Source organism: Arthrobacter sp. Leaf337, assembly GCF_001423745.1.
Taxonomy (GTDB): domain Bacteria; phylum Actinomycetota; class Actinomycetes; order Actinomycetales; family Micrococcaceae; genus Arthrobacter.
The window spans coordinates 1-21766 of the sequence record NZ_LMPC01000022.1; the positions used below are offsets into that span (position 1 = coordinate 1).

The window sequence follows — 21766 nt, forward strand, 5'->3', positions numbered from 1 at the left end:
ATCCCCAGCGGCCCCCGGCTCATCCGGAAGATCCATTACCTAGAAACTATCCCGCGGCCCGACACTCCGTCGATGGGCACCGCTCCCCATGCAGCCCTGCCCATACAGCACTGCCCGTGCCGTACTGCCCCACGCCTCTCACCTCAGTGCTCCGGCCCGGCTGAGGTCCGGATCGGCCTGGCTGCGGTTTTCCGGCGGCAGGGCAATCTGCAGCTTGCGGACTTTGCCGCGGCCCACGATGTAACCGCGGCCCGGAACGAAGTCGGAACTGATCTTGCCCAACGATGTGCTCAGCAGGCTGTCGCCCTCGATGTCGCCCGGGTTGATCAGCAGTCCGCGCCGGCCGGATTTGAACGGCTGCGACAGTGACCAGGCCGAGGACCAGGTGGAGGTCTCAGACTCGCCCACCACCCACTGGTCGGCCTTGATGGACGTGGTGACCAGCTGCTCGATGCCGGACTCGGCGCCCGTGTCCGTGAACTCGGTCAGGCCCTCGATGAAGATGGCAAGCCGGCCAGGGTTCTCCGAGGAGTAGTCCACCAGTGCGTCAATTGCCTCTTCGACGTCCTCGGCGCCCACGAGCGTCCGGTTCCAGACCTTCAGCGATGCGACGGCAGACCTGCGCGAGCCGATATAGATCAGCTCGGTACCGGGGTTGGACCGGCGCAGCGCATAGGCCATGGTGACCAGTGCCACCGTGCGGCCGGCCCCTGGCGGACCCGCCACGAGCAGTGGTCCCTTCGCCATGATTTCGGCCGGCTGAAGGGTCTCGTCGTCCACGCCGATGACCGGCAGATCCGGGCTTCCGGCGGGAAGAATGTCCAGGTCGACCTGCTCGGGCAGGCGTTCGATCTGGGGAGCCTTCTCCACCCCCTGGCGCAGCATGGCTTCGCTGAGCTTGTGGACTTCGCGGGCCTGGAGCGCCAGGTTGGAGTCGCCGCCCAGCACGGCAAGCTGGACCTCGTGCGTTCCCAGCAGGCCGCGGCCCGGGGGCGAGGCCTGGTTCAGGACGTCCCTGGGCACGTCCAGCGAAATATAGTCGTCTTCGGAGGAGAGCCGCAAGACCAGGCGCCGCTGGATGGAAGCCAGCAACGACGCCGGGACGGAGTTGGGGCGGTCACCGGTGACAACCAGGTGGATGCCCAGCGGCCGGCCATCCGTTGCCAGCTGCAGGAAAATGTCCCAGAGTGCGGACAGGCGGCTGTATTCGTAGGCCTCGCGGAAGCTGGACATGCCGTCCACCAGGATGAAGATCCGTTTCTCGTCCGGATCGTTGGCCAGTTTTCGGTATTCCACGATCGTGGAGGCCCGGACGTCGGCGTAGCGGGCGGCGCGGTCATCGGCCACGTCGCGCAGCCATCGCAGCAGCCTGCCCACGCGTTCGACGTCGTCTCCGTTGATGATCTCGCCGACATGCGGTAGTCCGTCGAGCATCTTCAGTCCCGAGGAACCGCAGTCGATGCCGTAGACGTGGACCGGGCCTCCGCGCGGTGTGACCGCAGCGGCGATGGCGATGCCCCGCAGGGCGGCTGACTTGCCCGAACCGCCCGTTCCGTAGATGGCCATGTTGCCGTCTTTGTCAGGCTCGTAGAACACGGTGGGCTGGTCCTGGCGGGCGGGGTCGTCAGCCACGCCCAGCAGGAGGCGCTCGTCCGTCCTGGGGTTGGGGAGCTTGGAGAAATCGTAGGTCTTGGCCAGCTCGTTGAGCCACGGTTTCCGTGGCGGGGCGATGGACAGGACCTCCGCTGCCTTGATGATGTTTGCCGTCATGCGGGCGATGTCGTTGGGCCCGGCAGGCTCCTCCCGCACCGGTTTCTCGGGCGCCGGCGCGGCCCAGGCGGGTCCCGAACCGAAAGCCATTTCGACGATGTCCATCTGCGGGGTCTGCGGTTTCTCCGTGGTCCAGCCGCCGGCGTAGCCGGTCTGGAAACCCTGGATCCGGCCGGGACCGGTCTTGGCGGCGCCGCGGCCCGGGATGGAAGGGTCGAAGTAGGCCGCGGTGGGTACCCCGAGGATGTCCGTGGCGTCGTCCTCGTCGGCCATGCGAAGGGCAACCCGCAGGTTGGTGTTGGCGCGCAGGCTTTCCTTGATCACGCCGGCGGGCCGCTGGGTGGCAAGGATCAGGTGCAGGCCAAGGGACCGGCCGCGGGCGGCAACATCCACCACGCCGTCCACGAACTCCGGGACTTCGGTGGCCAGGGCCGCAAATTCGTCCACGATGATGATGAGGTAGGGCGGAGCTTCGGGATCCGCCTCGCGCTGGAGGCCCAGCAGGTCCTTGGCCTTCTTCCGGTTGAGCAGGTGCTCCCGGTAGTGGAGCTCCGCCCGCAGGGACGTCAGTGCGCGGCGCACCAGGTGTTGCGAGAGGTCCGTCACCAGGCCCACGGTGTGGGGCAAATGCAGGCAGTCGGCGAAGGCGGCACCGCCCTTGTAGTCCACGAACAGGAAACTTACGCGGTCCGGGCTGTAGGCGGCGGCCATGCCCATCACCCAGGACTGCAGGAATTCGGACTTGCCGGCGCCGGTGGTGCCGCCCACCAGGGCGTGCGGACCCTCGTTCTTCAGGTCCAGGTACAGCGGTTCAATACCTTTGGACCCCACCAGGGCCCGGAGCGTGCCGTTGTCCTTGCGGTTTGCGACGGCGGTGGCGTGGACCGAGTTGTTCTCTTTCCAGCGGTCCGCCACCGCCTGGGGGTTGTCCATGAAGTCCTTGCCGATCAGGCTCACATAGGACACCGCGCGGGGAAGGTCGGAGTCGTCGTCCACGGGTTTGCCCACGTCGATCACCGGAGACAGCATCCGGGCCAGCTGGGAGGCGAGTTCGGCGTCGAGGCTTTCGCAGCTCACCGGGTAGGTGTGCCGGCCAAGCCGGACCTGGCCGGTGGTGGTTCCATGGTCGCCGTCCACCACCATGAAGTCGCGGCACGCGGCCGGGAGGGACTGGACGCTGGTGGCCACCCACATGACGTGGACGCCCGAATCCGGTCCGCGTTCCACCAGCCGGGTCAGCCGCCCGCGGTCAACGGGAGCGTCGTCTTCGACGATGACCAGCACGGAGGGCAGCACGGGTCCGGGGATGTCGCCGTCCTCGCCCTTGATGCCGGGCCGCGGCACGGGACGCGGCGACTGGGCGCCTGCTTCGCGTTGCTCGATGAGGTCCTCGAGCCATGCCAGCAGCGAGGAGCCGCCGGCGGGGCCGGCCGCGAGGTGGTCGCCGCTGAGCGGGCTGTGCCCGGAGCCTACGTGAGGCAGCCACTGAAGCCAGTTCCAGCGTTCCCGCGATTTGGCCGACGTGATGGCCGTGACCACCACTTCGGCGGGTGAATGCAGCCCCACAGTCTGCAGGACCATGCCGCGGGCAACGTCGTCCACCAGGCCGCGTGAACCTGCGAGCCCGAAGGCGCCGGCGGAGCGGAGCTGGGACACGATGGGAACGCCTTCAATGTCCCGGAACTGTTTAAGGCAGGCCTGGATCTCCTGCATGTACTCGGCTTCGGTCTCGTTGTTGGAGGGCTCATCGAATGAAATGCGCGACGGCGCGGTGCCCAGCCCGAAGCGTAGGCCGAGGAACCCGTTATGTTCCGGCCGATGGGTCCAGAGCAGCGGTCCGAGCTTGTAGATGGAATCCACGGTGTCGCTGACGGAGGGGGCCTCCTGGAGGCGCACGGACCGTTCGATGTGCTGCAGCTCGGTGATGTCCTTGCGGAACGCCGCCATGGCTTCGCGGAACTGTTTGAGCTGCTCCTTGCGTTCCCGCTTGCTTTGCATCTTTTGGTCCACGTAGTGGCCGATGATGAACAGCGGCATCATGATCATGAAGAGCACCGACAAGATGTTGCCCGTGACGGCGAACAGGATGGCGCCCATCATGAGCGGGGCGATCAGCATGATGTACGGGAACGGGTGGTGCTCCTGGCGCTTGGGTCCGGCCGGCAGCACCCGCTTGGGCGGGGCGAAGCGCGGCACCACCCGGGGCGAGCGGTTGAAATCCACCAAGGGCGACGTCGGCGCACCACCGTGGTGGCCGAGGCCCACCACGGAGACGGTCGTGTCGCCCAGGGTCACCGTGTCCGAGGAGTTCAGTGTTGCCCGGGTGACCGGCAGCCCGTCCATGATCAGGCCGTTGGCGGAATTCGTGTCCACGATTTCCACGGTCTCCCCCACTGTGATGCGGGCATGCCGCTTGGAGGTCATGGGGTCCGAGAGCCGGATGTCGACGTCCCGGTCCCGGCCGATGTAACTGGTGCCGGTGGGCAGCGAAAATTCCTGCCCGACGTCGGGCCCGGACAACACCCGGAGCGTCGCCGCGGCGGGGCCGCGGTTGCCGCCCGGCGCCGCAAACTGCTCGCTGACCTGGGTCAGCGAAACAATGGACCCGGGCCGGAGCCCCGATTCCAGCAGGTTGTCTGCGCGGTTGAGGATGTTGCCGCGCATCCCGCCGGCCACGAAGGCCTCGTCGATGCAGAGCGACAGGTTCTCCGGCGGCCGGGTGCCCCGGCGTTCGGGATCGGCGGCCCACAGCTGGGTGGCGATGTCCGCCACAGTTGCCAGGCCGTCCACGGTTACGGCGAGGTCTTTGGCATCGGCCGGGTCCCGGCGCAGCGTCAGTCGGATCTTCACGCTTCGTCGACCCCCCTCATTTTTTCGATCAGGTACAGGTCTTCAGCGGTCACCAGGTGCGACGTCACGGCGTGTTCAACCAGCCGCGCGCGCCGGTTGGTGGCCAGCTTGCCGCCGCCGCCGCCGCGGAGACCGGCCACGCCGACGCGGTCCAGTTTGTCGCACACATTGTCCAGCTTTCTGTTGAACCGGGTCAGCGCCCAGCCCAGCGTCTTGGCGGCGGCAGCCGACGACGGGATGGCACTGAACCCCGTGCCGTCCCGCCGCAGCATGGGCTCGGCCAGGGCAACGATCAGCGCCCTTTGGGAATCGGTGAAGACGACCGGTCCGATGGTCGTATCCCCGCCGCTCTCGTCCTCGGGGGCCTCCTGCCGGAAAGAGGGCGTCTTAAGGTGGACGGCAAACTCGTACGTCGTGGGACCGGCGGTGAAAATCACGTTCGTGTGGCTGAAGACGAGCGGAATCCGGGCGCCGGGTGAGAGCCAGGCCTGCATCCCGCCGCTGCCGTCCGCCACCGTCGCCGAGAGCATGCTTCCCACATTGCTGAGCCACCAGATGCCGTCGTAGCGGGCGATCTGGAGGAACCGCCGGTGCAGGTAAGGGTTATCGTCGACTTCCAGGTCGCCCTCGCGTCCGATGCTGAAGACGTCCTCGTCCGACGGCTCATACCATTCGCCACAGAAATCTACTGCTAGATCCCCCATTTTCCGTGCCTCCTCAAAGGGCAATGCTTACTCAAAGGGCAATTGTTGTATTCACTGGGCGCACTCATACGACGAGTCGCCACCCATGGGAGATGCCGAACCGTCGCTGCGCACGATCATCACCCAGATGCAGGCGAACTTGTTCGGGCCGGGAGTCACTTCAGCCTCCGTTGTTTCGGTGGCGTGGAAACCCTCGCCGGGGGCAGATGTCGACAGCTGCCACTTATAGGTATCCCCCGGCTTGGGATCCGGGTTGGTCCACGTGAACCGGGCCTTCCCCGAGTCCGTGAACTTGCCGACGAGGTTTGTCACGTCAGGCACCGATCCGTCACCCAGGGCATCCGGCGGTGGCGTGGAAACCTTCTCGGTGGGCTTAACAACCGGCTCCGGCCGCGACGCGCCCAGCACCAGCCCCAGGATCACGGCGACGACGAGTACCGCACCGCCGGCCACCGCCAGCCAGAGGTTCCGCTTGTTATGGTCAACCGGAGCTTCGGCCGGCGCTTCCTGCACGGCCTGCGGCCTGTTGACTGTAGCGGCGATGTCGGCGTCACCAGGTCCGCCGGTCCGCGGCTCTGCCGCGATGCTCCCCCGCAGCATGGTGCCCTGCGACCAGTCATCATGCTGGTCCGGACGGGCGGCGGGTCCGAGGACCGGCCCGGGGACCGGCCCACGGGCGGGACCGGCGGCCGGTGCCGGCGGCGCCGCAGGCGTAAACGCGGACGGAGCCACGGGACGCACCCGTGCCGGGAAGGTCGGGGCGTGTCCTGTCTGGTCAGGATCGACTGAGGCGATGCTCCGGACCCTGGTCTCTTCGAAGCCGTCGTCCGGGTGGCTCTCCTCGGCGTGGGCGTCGTCCAGGACCTCAAAGGGGGTGACTGACAGGTTCAGTTCCGCCTGGATCCGCTGCAACGCCAACGCGAAGGCGTGGGCCGAGGAGTATCTGGAGGCAGCCGACTTGGCCATCGACGTGGACAGCGCCAGCTCCAGCGATTCCGGAACATCCGCCCGCCCCAGCCGCGGTACGGGCGAGTTGGTAATCCGGGAAATCAGTTCGCGCTGGGAGTTGTCGGCCCCGGGCAGCACGAACGGCGACCGCCCGGCCAGGAGGGTGTACAGCGTCGCACCCAGGGCCCAGACGTCCACCATCACGCCGTCTACCGGGCCGTCCCGGAACTGCTCGGGCGGGGACCACGGAATCGACATCCCGGCGTCTTCGTCGGTGTCGCTGCCGAGGGTGCCGGAAATGCCGAAGTCGGTCAGTGCCGGACGGTTGTAATCGGTCACCAGGATGTTGGCCGGCTTGATGTCCCGGTGGGCAATGCCGGCGCGGTGGGCGGTCTCGACGGCGGATGCCACCTGGATTCCGACGGCCAGGACTTCGTCCACGCTGAACCGCTGCCGGCGGTAGCGGACGTCAAGGCTGGGCCGGGAACAGTACTCCATGGCCAGGTAGGAGTGTCCGTCCTCGGTGACCTCGGCTTCGAAAATGGTCACAATATACGGGTGCGAGGACAGTTGGGCCATGAGGTTCGCTTCGGATTCGAAGCGGCGCCGGGCACCTTCGGTCTTCAGGTCCGAGAGGAGTACCTTGACGGCCACCTTCCGCCGCGGCCTGTCCTGCTCATAGAGGTAGACGTCGGAGAACCCGCCCGAACCGAGCAGGCTGACATACGTGAAGCCGGGAATCGGCGGCGGCGGGGCTACGGGCCGCTTGGAACTCATAGAATCTCCTCGAACCGCAGCGACACATCATCGCCGAGTTCTGCAATATCACCGTCAAGAAGAATGGCCATCTCGTTCTGGGCAAGCCGCCTGGGCGGCTGACCCTCGCGGACCAGGACTGTTCCGTTGGTGGCTTTGAGGTCGCACAGCATCACGTGCCAGCCTTCCAGCCGGACTTCAATATGCGACCGGGAAATGTCGCCGCTGGGGCTTGCCACCTGGACGAGCCGGGGCATGCCTCCGCCCTGGACGCGGGACACGGAGGGCTGGCGGCCGATCACGAGTGACTGGTCCAGGTCGATCAGTTCGCCGGTGGACACCCGGACGCGCCCCAGCCTTGGCCGACGGACCTGCACGGCGTCGGACGCCAGCGCCATTCCGCAGCCGGCGCACTGCGAATGCGTCGGCGGGTTGGCGTGGCCCTGCGGGCAGACGCGGGCCAGGACCATGGGGCCGGTGGCCGGGTCGCTGCCGTCGGCCGTGCCCTGCAGCTGCGGGGTGGTCCCGAGTCCGGCGAGATCGCTTTTCATGATCGTTTCGCCGTCGTGGTCGCCTTCCGGCACCGGGGGCACTGCCGACGGGCTGCCCCAGTGCGGCATGTCACCGGCTGCGGGCGAAGCGGATACGGGAGCGAACGACGGCGGCCCGGACGGCCGGGCGGCCTGCCCGCCGCCGGTGTTCCAGGGGACGGAGTCGATCAGCCCGCCGTGCCCGGCAGGGATGAGGGGCTGTGCGTGCTGCGCGGGCGCGGCCGGCTCCGCGGCAGGCAACTGCGCGGGCGCGGCTGCTGCTTGGGGTTCGCCTACCCGCTCGGGGGCGCCTTCCGGGTCTTCCGTTTCCACGGCAGGCTCTTCTTCAGGCTCGTCCCGAACGGCGGCGTCCTCGATGCGGCGCATGACGGTCTTTTCCCACAGGTGGTCGTAGCTTCCGGTCAGCTCGTTCGCCGGAACGGGTTCCTGTCCGCCCGCTCCCGGGGAGGCGCCGGGCGCGCCGGTGCCGGCATCTTCCGTGCTTTCGTGTTCGTCCTCCGTACCTTCCGTGCCGGGACCCTCCATGCCGGGCATGCCGGCGGCCGTGTACTCGAGCTCGTCGTCGGGAAGACCCATCACCGTCTCGGCCGACGCACCATGTTCAGCAGGCACGTCGTGGACCGGCTCAGGGACGGGTTCGTGGACCGGCTCAGCCACCGGCTCCTCGTTGTGCACGGGTACCCGTTCGGGTACTGGCACCTGCTCGTGCACCGCGAGCTCGGCCGGGGCAGGCGCAGTGGCCTCCGGAGCCAGGGGCACCTCGGTCACGGGAGCCGCATTCGCCGCCGACCCCGATGCCGGAGGCAGTGCGCCCGTAACGCGGCCCACCGTGAGGCTCTGCAGCAGGACAACCCCCTCCCCCAGCGGGAGTTCGGCAGCGCCGGCAGCATCGCCCGGAACCGTCACTGTGTACCGTTCCGGTTCGCTGAGCCTGCGCTCGGTCCAGGTGGTGACGTCGCTGCCGTTCAACTCCACCGGTCCCGCGGCGAGGTCCGCTGTCAGCTCGATGTCGCCGCGGAGGAACACCCGCAGGGAATCCCGCATATCCACGATGCCGAACCACGGAAGTTGCGCCAGGGAGCCCGAGGAGGCGCTGGTCACCGCGTGAAGCACGTCGTGGACCTCAGGCTCACCGCCCAGCAGCTCCCACAGGGAGTCCACGAGCGCGGGCGGAGTCCCGGGCGCCAGCAGCACGGCGGTTCCTGCCCGGACTACCCCAAACCAGGTCCCCGGGGTGTAGCTACTTGAGACCATCGCGGCGGCCCTCATCATCGTTCCCGGAGTCATGCACGGACTCCTGGCCAGGTAGCGCGGCCGGCTCCGCGGGCTTGCGCAAATCAGCGGACTCCGGCGCGTCCACGGGCAGCACGGCCACGGGGGCCTCGGGAAGTTCCTCGGTATCCACTTCAGTGCTGTCCTGCACTTCGGCATTCTCCAGGACCTGGGTACGGGGCAGCGTGTCCTCGTCTTCGACGCCTGCGGCGGGCCGGGGCGCGGTGTCTGTTCCGGCGTCGTTCATCACGTTCTTGGCATCCACAACAATCACCGTGACGTTGTCACGTCCCCCGCTGCGCAGCGCCGCCTGGATGAGCGCGTCCACGGCATCCTGGGGGTGGCCCACCGTGCTCAGGATGCGGAACATATGGTCGTCGGTGAGCTCCGCGTTCAGCCCGTCCGAGCAGATCATGATGCGGTCGCCTTCCTCGACGGGCAGCAGCCAGTAGTCGGCGTCGGTTTCGTCACCGGTGCCCAGGGCGCGGGTCACCACGTGCCGGCGCGGGTGCACGGCAGCCTGCTCCCTGGTGATTTCGCCGGAGTCCACAAGCTCCTGGACCTCCGAGTGGTCCACACTGACCTGGGCGAACTCACCCTGGCTCAGCCGGTAGGTCCGCGAGTCGCCGATGTTCACCACCAGCCAGTACGGGACCCCCATCTGCTCCACGAGCACAACGCCGGCGAGGGTGGTGCCAGCCCGCGAACCAGTGGCGGTGCGGATCCGCTCATCCGCGCTGACCAGGTACTGCTGGACGACGGCGGCCGTAGCCGTCCGCTCCCCCGTGGCCAGCTGCGGCATTCCGGCGAGTGTCCGGACGCAGATTCCGCTGGCGATCTCGCCCCCTTCGTGGCCGCCCATGCCGTCCGCGACGGCGAACACGGGGTCGGAGGCGATGAAGGAATCCTCGTTGAGTTCCCGGCGCAGGCCACGGTCGGTGCCGTAGCCGCAGCTCAGTTGGAGTCCGGGCTCCCGGCCCGCTTCGGAAGTGGCGGCTGCCGGCTGGGAATTCATGCCTGTCCTAGGTGGAAGGTTCGGTCACCGAAGTGGACGGTGGACCCTGGGCGTACATAGGCGGGTTCCCCGGCCTGCAAGGCGGTACGGATGCCGTCCGGCGTGGTGACGGCGCTGCCGTTGGTGGAGTTGCGGTCCGTGACCCATACTCCCCCGTTGTCCTCACGCAGGTGCAGGTGGGTCTTGGAGATGGAACGGCCGGGGTCCGCCACTGCCAGCAGCTGTGCAATGTCTTCACCCGGAAAACCGCCGGGGTTCCGGCCGATGAGCGCCGTCCGGTCAAGCTGGAATTCGCGGCCGTCGTCGAGCCTGATGCGCAGCACGGCCACTGGTGCCGGAACGGTTTGTCCGCGCATTTGGGTGCGGTCGTGGTCGTCATCGGGGTGGAGGGCCCAAGCCTGAACTTGCGGCGCAGGGTCCTGCAGGGGCTTGGTCTGAACCGGGGCGGGTGCCGGCTGGAAGTGTGTCGGGACGGGCGCGGCCTGGGGCTGGGCCTGTCCCTGTGTCGGGACGGGAACAGGCGCGGGCGCCACGGGGGGCTGCCACTGGTTCGGGTTATGGGGCGGCTGCGGGACGGCGGCAGGCTGGCTGAAACCTTGGTGCGGTTCCGCGGCTGGCGCGGTCACCGCCTGGCCGGGCCTGACGGCCGCGCCCGCAATCGGTGACGAAACCTGCTGCACGGGCGGGAGGTCCAGCGGTGCGAAACTATAGGGCCCCTGGATGCCTCCGGTGGTGACGGGGTTCCGGCCGGCGTTGACATCGAACATGAGCGTCTTGGCCGCGGCATCGTGCCAGCCCCTAAGCTTGCCGTTCTTGTCCCAGGAGTTGGACGCCACCACGAGGAAAGCCCAGGCGATACCGAGCATGCCGAGCGGCACGAGGATCCACAGCGCGGCCCCGAACCACTTGAAAACCACCACGAGCACCGTTGCAAGCGAGGTCAGGAGGATGCCTGCCCCGGTGATGAGGCCGCGCAGGAACAGGGCTCCGGCGCCGGGGGCATAGCCGTCCTGGTCGGTGCTGCGGATGCCCATGAGCTGGTTGCCAATGGTGTTGCCGGAGCGGCCTTCGATTCCGAGCATCACCAGTGTGTAAACCACAGCGATGCCCACCGCAATGCTGCCCAGCAGCACAAGCATCGCTGTGTCGTAAATGATGTAGCCGCCGCTCTGGGTGCGGGTGATGCTGGCAAACCCGATGGTTAGCATCACTACAAGAACCGCGGCCGGCCCCACCCAGTCGAGCACCGCGGCGCCGAGCCGCCGTCCCGCCGCTGCGGGAACGATGTCCAGCTTGCCACCCATTCCGGTACCTCCCCCTTGTACGTGCGAGCCGTGCGTTTGCACACCGGCCAGGCGGCCGCCCTGCACAGGCACGCCCCGTCCGGGGGCACCCTGTCCATCAGGACCGTGTCCCTGGACCGATTGTCCGTGCACCGTCTGTTCCCTGAGGCCCGGCCCGGCGGCTTCCGTCCCGGCGTGCGCTACGGGGATACTACCGGGAATCGGACCGCCGTGCGCGGCCGCCCGCTCCATCAGCTCCCGCTGCGAGTGGTCGATGTTCCGGTCATTGCGGGCAGCCCGGTTGCTCAGCGGCGCGCCGCAGGACGGGCAGAACGCCGCTCCGGGACGTATCAACTGCTGGCAGCGCTGGCAGCGCTCGGCGTCATGGGTCATGGTTCGTTGCGGTTCTCTCGTAGGGTGCGCCTCAGCACGGTCTGTTCATTGTCCGGACCGGAAGTGGCCGGGCCGGAAGTGGCCGGCCCCGAAGCGGAAGCACCCGCCGGTGCCGCCGGTGCCGGTCCGGTCACCGGGCCGTCCGGTTGCCTGACAGGGTGGCCGGACACCGGTCCCGGGCCACCGTCCACCCTACCCGCGGGCTCCGTTTTGGCAGTCCGGACAAGCCTGGGTCCCTTGAGCTTGAGCGCAGTCCGGCCGTCGGACAGGAGGGACCGGGGCGAGAACCGGGCAGCCTGACGCCGCCAGAATCCAACAGTGGCGGTCATTTCCTTCAGCGAGCCGTCGACGATGGTCCAGTACTCCTGGACCTCCGCCTCGCTTGGCTGGCCGGCGCCGAAAATGGAGGCGTCGGCGCGCCGCGCCAGCAGGGCGGTTGTTCCGGCAGTCGCGGGAAAAGCTTCACCGAGGACGACGGCGGATTCCCGGCGGGTTGCCCGGGTGTCCAGGGCGGCACCCATGTCCGTGGCGAGGCTGACCACTTCGTTCCAGCCGCCGCCCACCCGCTGGGCCGGGTGCCCGTCGGAGAACCGGGCCCTGCGGCGCCGGCTCTTGAGCAGCGCGATGAGCAGAAGCGGCAGCGCCAGGATCGCAACGGGGATCAAGGCGATGCCGATTGCCGTGAGGATCGGTCCCCAGAACAGCCACGGGTTGTTCTTCTTCTCGTCAGCGTCCAGGGCGTCCGGGGAAGAGTCCGGCGGCAGGTCGGCCGGCTCCTGCGGCGGGGGCGGGGGCTGCAGGACCTGCGGTTTGGGCTTGGATTTGTTCTCGGGGTCCGGCGGAATGGGCACGTTGTCCTTGGGCGGGGTGGGGTCGAAGGAGACCCACCCGACACGGTCGAACGCGACCTCCACCCAGGCGTGGACATCCTTGCCGGTGATCTTTACTTCGCCGGCGCCGTTTTCCGGGCTCTTCGGGTCCGGGTAGAAGCCCATCACCACCCGCGACGGGATGCCCAGGTGTCGGAGCATCAGGGACATCGCCACGGCGTATTGTTCGTCGTCGCCCAGCATCTGCTTGGCGGTCAGGAGGCTCCTGATGCGCGCCGAGCCATGCCCTGAGACGCTGGGCAGCTGGCCTTCGTCGATCAGGCCGTTACTGAAGGCGCCCTTTTTCTGGAAATGGGCTTCGATCTGCCGGACACGGTCGATCGCCGTGGGGGCGTCGGCGGACAAATCGTTGGCCTGGGAGCCGACCACCGGCGGGACTTCCTGGGCATCCGGGAGCGCCACTTTGGCGAAGTCGTACTGCGTGAGCTGGCCGTGTTCGAGCTTGGCGGGGTCGGACACCTGCACGCTGTAGGCGTCGCCCTTCGCGAGGCCCCGGGTGGTGACCGCGGTGTCCGTTCCGGAGTTGAAGTAGAGCCCGGAGGCGGCTCCCGAGGACTCCCCGGTGAAGCTGATTCCGGTGGTGCGGCGGCCGCCGGGCAGGAAGTATCCCTGGTAGTCCTCGATGGTGATGTCCAGGGTGTAATCGTTGCTGGGGACGATGCCGTCGGAGTCGGCCAAGGTGTTGAGGGACTTGGCATCCCCCACCTTGCTGAAGTTGCCGGAGCTGTCCGGGTCCATGTTGTAGTTGGTGCCGTTGAAGGCGTCAAGGGCCGCCAGACGGATGCGCCCGTCCCGGGGCAGGCCACTCACCACGAACAGGTTGTCGTCCTTCTTGTCCTTGACGAAATTACGGAAGCTCGCCAGCGGAGTGATGTAGTCCTTCGGGTCGAACGGCGGAACGATCGCGTTGCGGAGTACCGTTCTGTCGTCGCTGGCCGTAACGAGCGGCGATGCCACCGCCGTGATGGCCACACAGGCCGCGATGACGCCCGCGGCGGACGCCAGCCGGCGGATCTTGGCGCGGCGTGCGGTGGCGGCATCCGCGTCCGGGCGGTTGACGGACACCTTTCGGGTGTCGTTGCGCCGGTGTGCGTCGCGTCGGAAGGTTGCCCAGGCCACAGCCACCACCGTGAGGGAGATTCCACGCTCCACGTTGAGGAAGCCGGCGTTGGTACTGAAGGCAATGCCGGTAACGAAGAGCACCAGCACAGGCAGGAGCGGCCAGTAAGGGCTCTTCAGCCGCCACGTCATCAGTCCTGCGGCCAGCGAGGTGATGAGGGCGCTGAGGAACGGGACAATGAGCATTCCGCCGGCTGTTCCCACCGGGACACCTACGGTCAGCATGTCCTTCCAGGCAAAGACCACGCCCAGCAGGAGGGTCCGCAGTGACTCGAGAGTGGGAACAAAGCCGGCGACGGCGGCATCGGGCACGGCAAACAGCGTTCCGAGAACCAGGTACGCGCCGAGTGTCGCTGCGGCGGTGATCAGGGCCCCGAGCCTGAAGTGGGCGTTGGCCGCGGCAATGCCCAGGCCCAGCAGGATGCCACCGAATCCGGCGATCAGGTAATAGGGGTCGCCGCCGAAGCTGAGGCTGAACCCGAGGACTCCAAGCCCCAGCAGGACCACCAGGGCACCGGCGTCGAGCGCGAAATGCCAGGCCGGCTGGCCGTCGCTGAAGGCGGACGGCTGCGATTGCGCGGGCTGCCTGCGCGGGCGGAATGCGGGCGCGGAGCTCATGCAGCCGCCTTTCTCAGGATGATGGCGAGGTCGGACAGGTCGCCCAGCGTCAGGACTGTCAGGTCAGCGATGTTCGCGCGGGCCGGCGCGGCGCCGGTCTCAAGGCGGACGGCGAGGCTGCGCACTCCCGGCGGCACCGAAGCCGACGCCGAACGGAGCTGGGCGGGGGTGACTCGGCTGCCCACGACGAAGAAAACCACCGAAGCGTTCGGGATAGTGTCCGCCAGCGTACGGGCCAGGTCGACGGCGGTCTTCCGCATCGGGGAACCCACGATCCGGGTCATGTCGTCGAGCATGTTCCGGCCGGTCTCACACCGGAGCGGACCCTTCTGGGTGAGGACGTCCAGTTCGCGCTGTTCCCGGATGGCCTGGCGCCCGATCGAAGCGGCCGCGGAAACAGCGAGCTCGAATTCGTGCTCCGAGTCATATTCGTCCGTGTTGATGGACAGCGAGATGGCGAGGTGGGCGCGGCGCGTTTCCTCGAACTGGCGCACCATGAGTTTGTTGGTCCGCGCGGTGGTCTTCCAGTGGATGTGGCGGCGGTCGTCGCCCGGCACATAGTCACGGAGGGCGTGGAATGACACGTCGGCGCTGGACAGGTCCGTGGTGGGCATGCCCTCCAGGTCGCGGATGAAGCCGGCGGCGGAACCGGCCAGGGCAACGGTCCGCGGGTGTACGTAGAGGTCCTCAGGCTCAGTCCACAGCACCTGGCGCCGCAGCAGGTGCAGGGGGTCGGCGCGGACGGAGCGCACCGGGCCCACCACAATGACGGCGCGCCGGGCGGTGGGGATGGTGAAGAGGTCCTCATGGACCTGCTGCGGTTTCATCCGCGGCAGGTGAAAGACGGCGGTGGCCGCTCCCACGGGAAGCTCCAGCGCGGCCGGCAGGAGGGGACGCGCGGAGGTATTGGAGACAGCGATGCTGCCGACGGCGCTGTCGCCGACGGCCACGCGGGTCCTGGCGAGGTCCAGCACCACGCCGTAGGAGGAGCGCCCCAGGATGAATCCGACGGCAAGGACGAACAGGACGAGGGCAGCCACTGCGGCGGCCTTGGCTTCCTGCCAGCCATAGGCCTGGCCGACACTCCACAGCAGGATCGATGCGGCCAGGACGGACCAGCCCAGGACGCTGACCACCGCGAGAACCGGCCAGGCGTACGTCAACCAGAGCACCCGGACTTTCGACCAGGCGGGCGCGAGCACCAGGCCCGCCGTGCTGACGGCTTCGGACCACATGGCGGCCGGGCGTAGGCGCGAGGCCTTCCCGTCACCTGAAAACGGCCTTTTCAGGCGTTCAGCAAGCCGGGTCAACGGAGTGCTGCTGGACATATCTGTGCCTTTGTTCGCGCGGTGAATGTGCCGGAATGGTGGGCGGGCACCGCTTAGACGCCGGCGCGCTGCTGCGGGGCAGCCACATCGGACAGCACACGGGCCAGTACGGCTTCGGCGGTGGCGCCGGAGAATTCCGCTTCGGGGTCCATCACAAAGCGGTGCGTCCAGACGACGCCGGCGAGGTCCTTCACGTCGTCCGGCAGGACGAAGTTCCGCCCCTGGCTCGCGGCCCAGACTTTTGCGGCCCGGACCATGGCCAGGGCTCCGCGGACCGAGACGCCGAGCCGGGTCTCGGGTGCGTTGCGGGTTTCCTCGCACAGCCGTGAAATATATTCCAGCACGGCGGTGTCCACGTGTGTGGTCGCAGCGAGGTCGGCCATGTCAGCCACCGCCTGCGTGGTGATGACCGCGGAGAGCTCCTTGGACCGGTCTTTGAGGTTCGCTCCTCCCAGCAGCTGCACCGTGGACGCGTGGTCCGGGTACCCGATGGACGTTTTGATCAGGAACCGGTCCAGCTGGGCTTCGGGCAGACGGTAGGTGCCCGCCTGCTCGATCGGGTTCTGCGTGGCCATGACCATAAAGGGGCGGCCGGCTTCATACGTGGTGCCGTCCACCGTGACCCGTGATTCCTCCATGACCTCCAGGAGGGCGGACTGGGTCTTCGGCGACGCACGGTTGATCTCGTCGGCCAGGACGATGTTGTTGAAGATGGGTCCCTTGTGGAACTCGAACTTCTGGGTCTTCTGGTCGTAGATGGTCACACCCGTGACATCCGAGGGAAGCAGGTCGGGGGTGAACTGGATCCGGTTGTTGGACCCCTGCACGGTTGCCGCGAGGGCACGCGCCAGGGACGTCTTGCCGGTTCCGGGCGCATCTTCGAAGAGGACGTGCCCTTCGGCGAGCATGGCCGTGAAGGTCAGGCGGATGACGTGGGACTTGCCCAGCACGGCCTGTCCTACGTTGGCAACGAGCTTCTCGAACGTTCCTGCAAACCAGTCGGCCTGCTCAGTTGTCATGGTCATGGGTCAATCCTCTTCCGGGTTTCGGCTGAATCTTCGGGCCGCAGCCCGCTTAGTCCAGCGATTAGTCTAATTGTTTGCTTGGGCCCTGATTACCTCAGCATTACCGCTGGGGCATGCCTGCCGGCGGGTTCGTGCCCAGGGACGTAGTGTCGCCGCGGGTGAAGTTGCCGGAGGCAGCACCCGACGTGAGGTGGTACCAGACCCTGCCGCTCCAGACCACGTAGTAGTCCGTCTGGGCTGTGTAACCCGTGTCGAACCACCGTCCGGGGCTGAGGCACTGATCGGGGTTGGTATCCCGGTAGCTGTCGGTTGTCCGGTTTGGTTCCGTGCAGGTCCTGACGGGCGTGGCCCGGATGTCCCACGACGTCGGCGCCGGCGGTGGCGGCTCCGCGCCGCTGCGCGAGGTATCGCTGCCGATGCGCCCCGCCTGGCCCGCGCTGATCGCGCGGACCCGCAGTGTGTGCGTCTCGCTGAAGCCGACGGTCTTCGAGAACGACCGCTGCCCGGTGTCCTGCCAGCCTCCACCGTCCAGGCTGTACTGGTAGCCCGTCACTGCCCGGCCGTTGCCGCTGGGCTCGTTCCAGTTCCAGGACACTGTCCTGTCCCCCACGCCGCTGCTGTTGCTGCCCGTCACAGTCGGCGCGAAGGCGAGCCCGTAAGGGTTGACGGTGTTGGAGGCAGGGCTTGCGTCGCCGGCGGTGGTACTGCGGGACGAGACGGCCCACACGACGACGGCGGTAGCGGTGCCGTTGGCAGCCGGGACGACTGCTCCGCCGGCAGCAATGTTGCCGCTGCCGCCACCCGACGTCAGCCGGTACTTGTAGGTGATCTCGCCGGGAGTCGATCCGTTGCGCTGGGCATCGGTCAACACGGGGAACCTCACGTCAATCTTTCCGCCGTCTCCGCCGGTATCGACGAGGGTCGCGGTGGGTTTGCCCACCATGTCCGGCTTGCCCACTGCCCGGACGGCCGCGGACTGTGCGCTCGTGCCGGACGTGCCGGCCTTGTTGGTGGCCGACACGGTGAAGGTGTAGCCCGACTCGGAGTTGTCCACCGTGACGTTCTGCGACGTCCCGGCGACCTGCTGGGTGGCGACGACGGCCCCGCCCCTCAGCGTGGTCAGTGTGTACGCCGAGATGGCGTCGCCGTTGTTGTTGGGTGCCGTCCAGGTCACCCTGAGCTGGCTCTGCGTACCCACCGAGTTTGCCGCCGTCGCGCTGGGAGCGGCCGGGGTGACCGGGACGCCGGCGGGGATTTCGGCGGCGGAGTAGGCACTCCACTCGGAGGGTTCCTTGGCGTCGTTCCGCGCCAGGACACGGACCTTATAGGAAACGCCGTTCTGCAGCCCCTTCCACACATAGCTGAGTGAGGTCAGGTTCTGGATCTGGGCGTTCTGCCCGGCGGGCGCCGGGGAGATCTCCAGGTCGTATGACTTGACGGGCGAGCCCTTGCTGGCCGGCGCCGTCCACGTCACGCTGAGCTGCTTGTCCCCGAACTTCAGCGCAGGGGCAACCGGGGTGTCGGGCTTGACGTCCGGACGGACCTCGGCCGAAGCCGGTGACCGGTCGGACTCGCCGAACTCATTCGTGGCTGTGACCTGGAAGTGGTACTTGGTGTTGTTGGTCAAACCCGTGAGCGTGCACGAGTTTGCCGGGCATTCCTGCCGGTAGCCGCCCTCGCCGTAGACCGTGTACTTGATAATGGGCGAGCCGCGGTCCGCCGGCGCGGTCCAGTTCAGCAAGGCAGTCTGATCGCCAACGCTCTGCGCCTGCGGCGTGGCAGGGGCCAGCGGCTTGTCCTTGACCGTCAGGCGGATGCGCGCCGTGGCATGCCGGGAGGTCTCCCCCGTCTTGTCCTCAACGGTGTAGGCCACCACGAGTGTCCCGGTAAAACCGGAAGCAGGCGTCACGTTCACGTCACCGCCGGCCACCTCGACGTTGCCGAGTCCGGTTTCGACGCCGGCCTCCACGATTTTCAGCGGAGTCTCCGGGAACGGGTTGGAATCGTTGGCCAGGACGTTTACGGACACGGTCTTGCCGGCGGCCGCGTTGGGTTCAACATCGTCGCTGGCAACGGGCTTGGGCCGGTTGGACGCGGTGACCGCCAGTTGGAATGTTGCAGTTGTTTCGAGTCCCCGGGGATCCTTTGCCTTGATCTGCACCGCCCCTGCAGTGCCGGTGGCCGTTGAGCCGTCCACGGACGCCTTAAGGGTCTTGCCTTCAATGCGGGCATTGAAACCGGCCGGACCGTTCCCCACCAGCTCGTACTTCATGTTGTCGACGTCATCGCGGTCGGGGTCGGACGTGAGCCGGCCCAGGTCGGTGTCCGCTGATTCGCCCTTTGGTACATCCACCGAGCTTCCCAGCAGGGTGGGCGGGTTATTCCGGTTCGGGTCCGGCATGACCTTGGTCCGGATGCTGAGGGTTGATTTGAGGCCCTGCGGATCATCCGGGCCGGTGCCGTCGGTGACTTCAAAGCTGATGGAGCCAGGCCCCACATAGTCCTGGCCCGCGGTGTAGTTGATGGCAGCACCGTTACCGGCAACCGGGTCACCGCCGTCGGAGCCGATGAGCTTGATCCGGTCCGTCTGGGTCAGCCGCGGCGACTTTCCGTCGCGGACCTTCACCCATTCCTTCAGGTCCACGGTAACCGATTGGCCGGCAATGACCTCGACCACCTCGTCCTTGGCCAGCGTCGGCACCTGCTGTCCCACGCCGGGCACCCAGATGATGGCGGTGGATTTCTGGCCGTCCACGTCCTCGACCGTGTACGGAATGAGCTGGGGCTGCTCGGTCAGCTCCACCACCATGTTGCCGTCGGTTCCCGGCCGGGCGGTGGTGGCTTCCGTGGCGATCTTCAGGTTCTCGCCCACGCCGTCCGGATCCTCGTCGTTCTTCAACACGGGCACGTCAACGGCAGTCTTGCCCAGGGTCTGGGCGGACGTCACACGGTCATCCCGTGCGATCGGTGCCTGGAGCGGAACGTCACCGCGGACGTTGACCCGGATGGTGGCCTGCGCCGACGCTCCGCGGTCATCGACGATCGTATAGCGGACGTTGACTATGCCCTCGCTCGCCGGCGCCTGCAGGAGGATGCGTCCGCTCGCCTTGCTCACGGTCGCCTGGAGTTCCGCGGGAGCTTCGATGCTGTCGGCGACAATGCCGATGGGGTCGCCATCGGGGTCCGTGTCGTTGCCTGCGGCATCCACGGCGATCTGGCGTCCCGGACGGACCTGGACATCGTCGTCGACGGGGGTGGGTTTCTGGTTTGCGTCGCCCCGCGGGGCAATGCCCACGGTCACCGTGCCGGTATTGACGGCGCCCTGCCGGTCAACCACCTTGTAGCGGAAGGTGTCCGTACCTGCGCCGTCACCGGCTGCGGTGAAGTCGATGAAGTTGCTGCCGACGGTGGCGGTGCCCATGTTGGGGGTGCTGTCGATGCCGGTCAGCTGCACCGAGTCGCCGTCGGGATCGATCCCGTCCAGTTCCACCGGGATGCGGACCGAGCCGGCCGCCACCACCCTTGCCGTCAGGTTCTTTGGCTGCGGCCGGGAGTTCTCGGCGCCTTCCAGCGGCAGGACGTGGATGGTGACCGCCGCGGCGCTCTTCTGGCCCTGCGGGTCAACGGCGTTGTAGATGGCGCGGACCGTCTTGGGCTGGGAACCGGCGATGAATCGCAACGTGTTCTCCGACACGAAACTCTTGCCGTCCTCCGCCGGCACCGCCTGCGGCAGCACCGGATCCACAGTCAGTTTCTGGCCCTGCGGATGGGTGTCGTTGGCCAGCACGGGAATGGTGACGACGTCGTTGACGCGGACGTTGACTTCGTCCGGTTTCGGCTGGGGCGCTTCGAGGACGGCGGGCGCCGGCACCGGCACCACGGAGACGCTGCCGGTGGCGGACTTGCGGCCGTTGGACATCGTGTAGTTGAACAGGAAGGGCTCTTTGGTGCCCAGCACGTCGGTGATCCGCAGCACGCTGTGGTCGATCACGCTTACGGATGCCCTGGTGTTGTCCGGAAGCTGGACCGATTGCAGCACCAGCACGCCGCCGGAGGGATCGGAGTCGTTGGCCAGGGGGTCCAGGAGCACGCTTCCGCCGGTCGGCATCAGCGCCACGTCATGGACGGCCACCGGGTCGCCGGTGTCCTTCCCTGATTCCACATCCACGCGGATGAGTCCCTGGCTGCTTTGCGGGCCGTTGCTGGCGATGTAGGTCAGGTACACCGGGCCGGCTGTCTCGCTGCGGAACGTGAAAGTTCCGCCGTCGGTGACGGGGCCGAGTTCGGCCGGGCCGGAGGCTTCCACCTGGGCGAGCCGCAAGGCGCCGCCATTGGGGTCGACGTCGTTCTTCAGCGGAGCGATCACCAGGTCCTGGCCGACGACGGCGGTGACGTGGTCCGCGTTGACCACCGGCGCCAGCGCGCCGGGCGGCTGAACGTTCACCACCACCTGTCCGGTGGTGGTGTCGCGGCCGTCCCACACGGACACCGTGACGGTTTTCTTGCCGGGTGCGGCCCCCGAATCCTGGTAGGTGAGCAGCCCGTCGCGGCGGACCTTGACCTGGTCCTGCTCGTTGTCTGCCTTGGCGTCCAGCAGCACGAGGTCGTCGCCGTCGGGGTCCGCCCAGTCGGTGAGGATGTTCTGGCTGACGGTCTTCCCCTGCTCCACCAGCATGGTGGTGGGCTCACCGCGCTTGAAGACGGGCGGCTTGTTTTCGTCAGGACCCACGACGTTCAGGGATACCTGTCCGCCGGCGGACAGGCCCCGGCCGTCCGCCGCGTTGTAGCTGAAAGTTTCGGAGCCGGGCTTGGCGTCGGCCGGAACCGTGATCTGGAAGGCCGTTCCGCCATAGATGTTCTGGAGCGTGCCTGAAGCGGGCCCGGAGCCTCCGACGGACGCCGTCAGGACATCACCGTCGGGGTCGGAGTCGTTGTCCAGCACGGGGAGGATGGTGGTGCGCCCCGGCCGGACGCCGACCGTGTCAGCCTTGGTTTCCGGCGGCCGGTTGGGCTTGGTCCGGTCCGGCAGGATGTTGATGGTGTTGTTGTCCGCGGATTCCTGGTCCTGGTCATCGGACTGGTTCTTGGGCGGGATGACGTCGTCCCAGTTGTTGACCAGCTGCATGTTCTGGTTGACCAGCCACACATTGCCCGAGTTCACATCGTTCAGCACCACCAGGTCCCGGTTCACCCGTGACCATGTTGGGCAATGCCGTGGCCAGCATGGGCATGATGGTCCGGATC

10 protein-coding genes are annotated in these 21766 nt (G+C 67.6%); all 10 read right to left on the reverse strand.

All coding sequences use genetic code 11. From position 1 onward, the window contains the following. Positions 1-138: 138 nt before the first annotated feature. Positions 139-4620, reverse strand: coding sequence for an FtsK/SpoIIIE domain-containing protein (locus tag ASF98_RS14760; RefSeq protein ID WP_055803107.1), 4482 nt, complete (start codon positions 4618-4620; stop codon positions 139-141). After that, the gene (locus ASF98_RS14765; protein ID WP_055803109.1) at positions 4617-5324 is read right to left on the reverse strand and encodes a hypothetical protein; all 708 of its coding nucleotides are present in this window, start codon (positions 5322-5324) and stop codon (positions 4617-4619) included. The genes ASF98_RS14760 and ASF98_RS14765 overlap by 4 nt, the downstream gene beginning before the upstream one ends. Before the next feature lie 51 nt (positions 5325-5375). Then, positions 5376-7049 (reverse strand): serine/threonine-protein kinase, encoded by a 1674-nt coding sequence (locus ASF98_RS14770; protein WP_055803111.1) that lies wholly within the window; start codon positions 7047-7049, stop codon positions 5376-5378. Next, complete coding sequence (locus ASF98_RS14775; protein ID WP_235506035.1) at positions 7046-8866, reverse strand: FHA domain-containing protein; 1821 nt, start codon at positions 8864-8866, stop codon at positions 7046-7048. Before ASF98_RS14775 ends, ASF98_RS14770 begins: the two co-directional genes overlap by 4 nt. Next, on the reverse strand, positions 8820-9866 hold the full coding sequence (locus ASF98_RS14780) for a PP2C family protein-serine/threonine phosphatase (RefSeq protein ID WP_082506870.1): 1047 nt from the start codon (positions 9864-9866) through the stop codon (positions 8820-8822). The genes ASF98_RS14775 and ASF98_RS14780 overlap by 47 nt, the downstream gene beginning before the upstream one ends. After that, on the reverse strand, positions 9863-11542 hold the full coding sequence (locus tag ASF98_RS14785) for an RDD family protein (protein WP_055803116.1): 1680 nt from the start codon (positions 11540-11542) through the stop codon (positions 9863-9865). Before ASF98_RS14785 ends, ASF98_RS14780 begins: the two co-directional genes overlap by 4 nt. Continuing rightward, positions 11539-14169 (reverse strand): transglutaminase family protein, encoded by a 2631-nt coding sequence (locus tag ASF98_RS14790; protein ID WP_055803118.1) that lies wholly within the window; start codon positions 14167-14169, stop codon positions 11539-11541. The genes ASF98_RS14785 and ASF98_RS14790 overlap by 4 nt, the downstream gene beginning before the upstream one ends. Next, the gene (locus tag ASF98_RS14795) at positions 14166-15497 is read right to left on the reverse strand and encodes a DUF58 domain-containing protein (protein WP_055803120.1); all 1332 of its coding nucleotides are present in this window, start codon (positions 15495-15497) and stop codon (positions 14166-14168) included. The genes ASF98_RS14790 and ASF98_RS14795 overlap by 4 nt, the downstream gene beginning before the upstream one ends. A 53-nt stretch (positions 15498-15550) precedes the next feature. Beyond that, positions 15551-16522 carry an AAA family ATPase gene (locus ASF98_RS14800; protein ID WP_055803122.1) on the reverse strand — a complete coding sequence of 324 codons (972 nt, stop codon included), beginning with the start codon at positions 16520-16522 and terminating at the stop codon, positions 15551-15553. Between the two features lie 100 nt (positions 16523-16622). Continuing rightward, the coding region (locus ASF98_RS14805) for an Ig-like domain-containing protein (RefSeq protein ID WP_055803124.1) at positions 16623-21766 on the reverse strand (5144 nt) is incomplete at its 5' end.

Coding starts and splice junctions, on each gene's coding strand:
- ASF98_RS14765 (WP_055803109.1), bottom strand. CDS start 5,324: ATGGGGGATCTAGCAGTAGATTTCTGTGGCGAATGGTATGAGCCGTCG.
- ASF98_RS14770 (WP_055803111.1), bottom strand. CDS start 7,049: ATGAGTTCCAAGCGGCCCGTAGCCCCGCCGCCGCCGATTCCCGGCTTC.
- ASF98_RS14775 (WP_235506035.1), bottom strand. CDS start 8,866: ATGACTCCGGGAACGATGATGAGGGCCGCCGCGATGGTCTCAAGTAGC.
- ASF98_RS14780 (WP_082506870.1), bottom strand. CDS start 9,866: ATGAATTCCCAGCCGGCAGCCGCCACTTCCGAAGCGGGCCGGGAGCCC.
- ASF98_RS14785 (WP_055803116.1), bottom strand. CDS start 11,542: ATGACCCATGACGCCGAGCGCTGCCAGCGCTGCCAGCAGTTGATACGT.
- ASF98_RS14790 (WP_055803118.1), bottom strand. CDS start 14,169: ATGAGCTCCGCGCCCGCATTCCGCCCGCGCAGGCAGCCCGCGCAATCG.
- ASF98_RS14795 (WP_055803120.1), bottom strand. CDS start 15,497: ATGTCCAGCAGCACTCCGTTGACCCGGCTTGCTGAACGCCTGAAAAGG.
- ASF98_RS14800 (WP_055803122.1), bottom strand. CDS start 16,522: ATGACCATGACAACTGAGCAGGCCGACTGGTTTGCAGGAACGTTCGAG.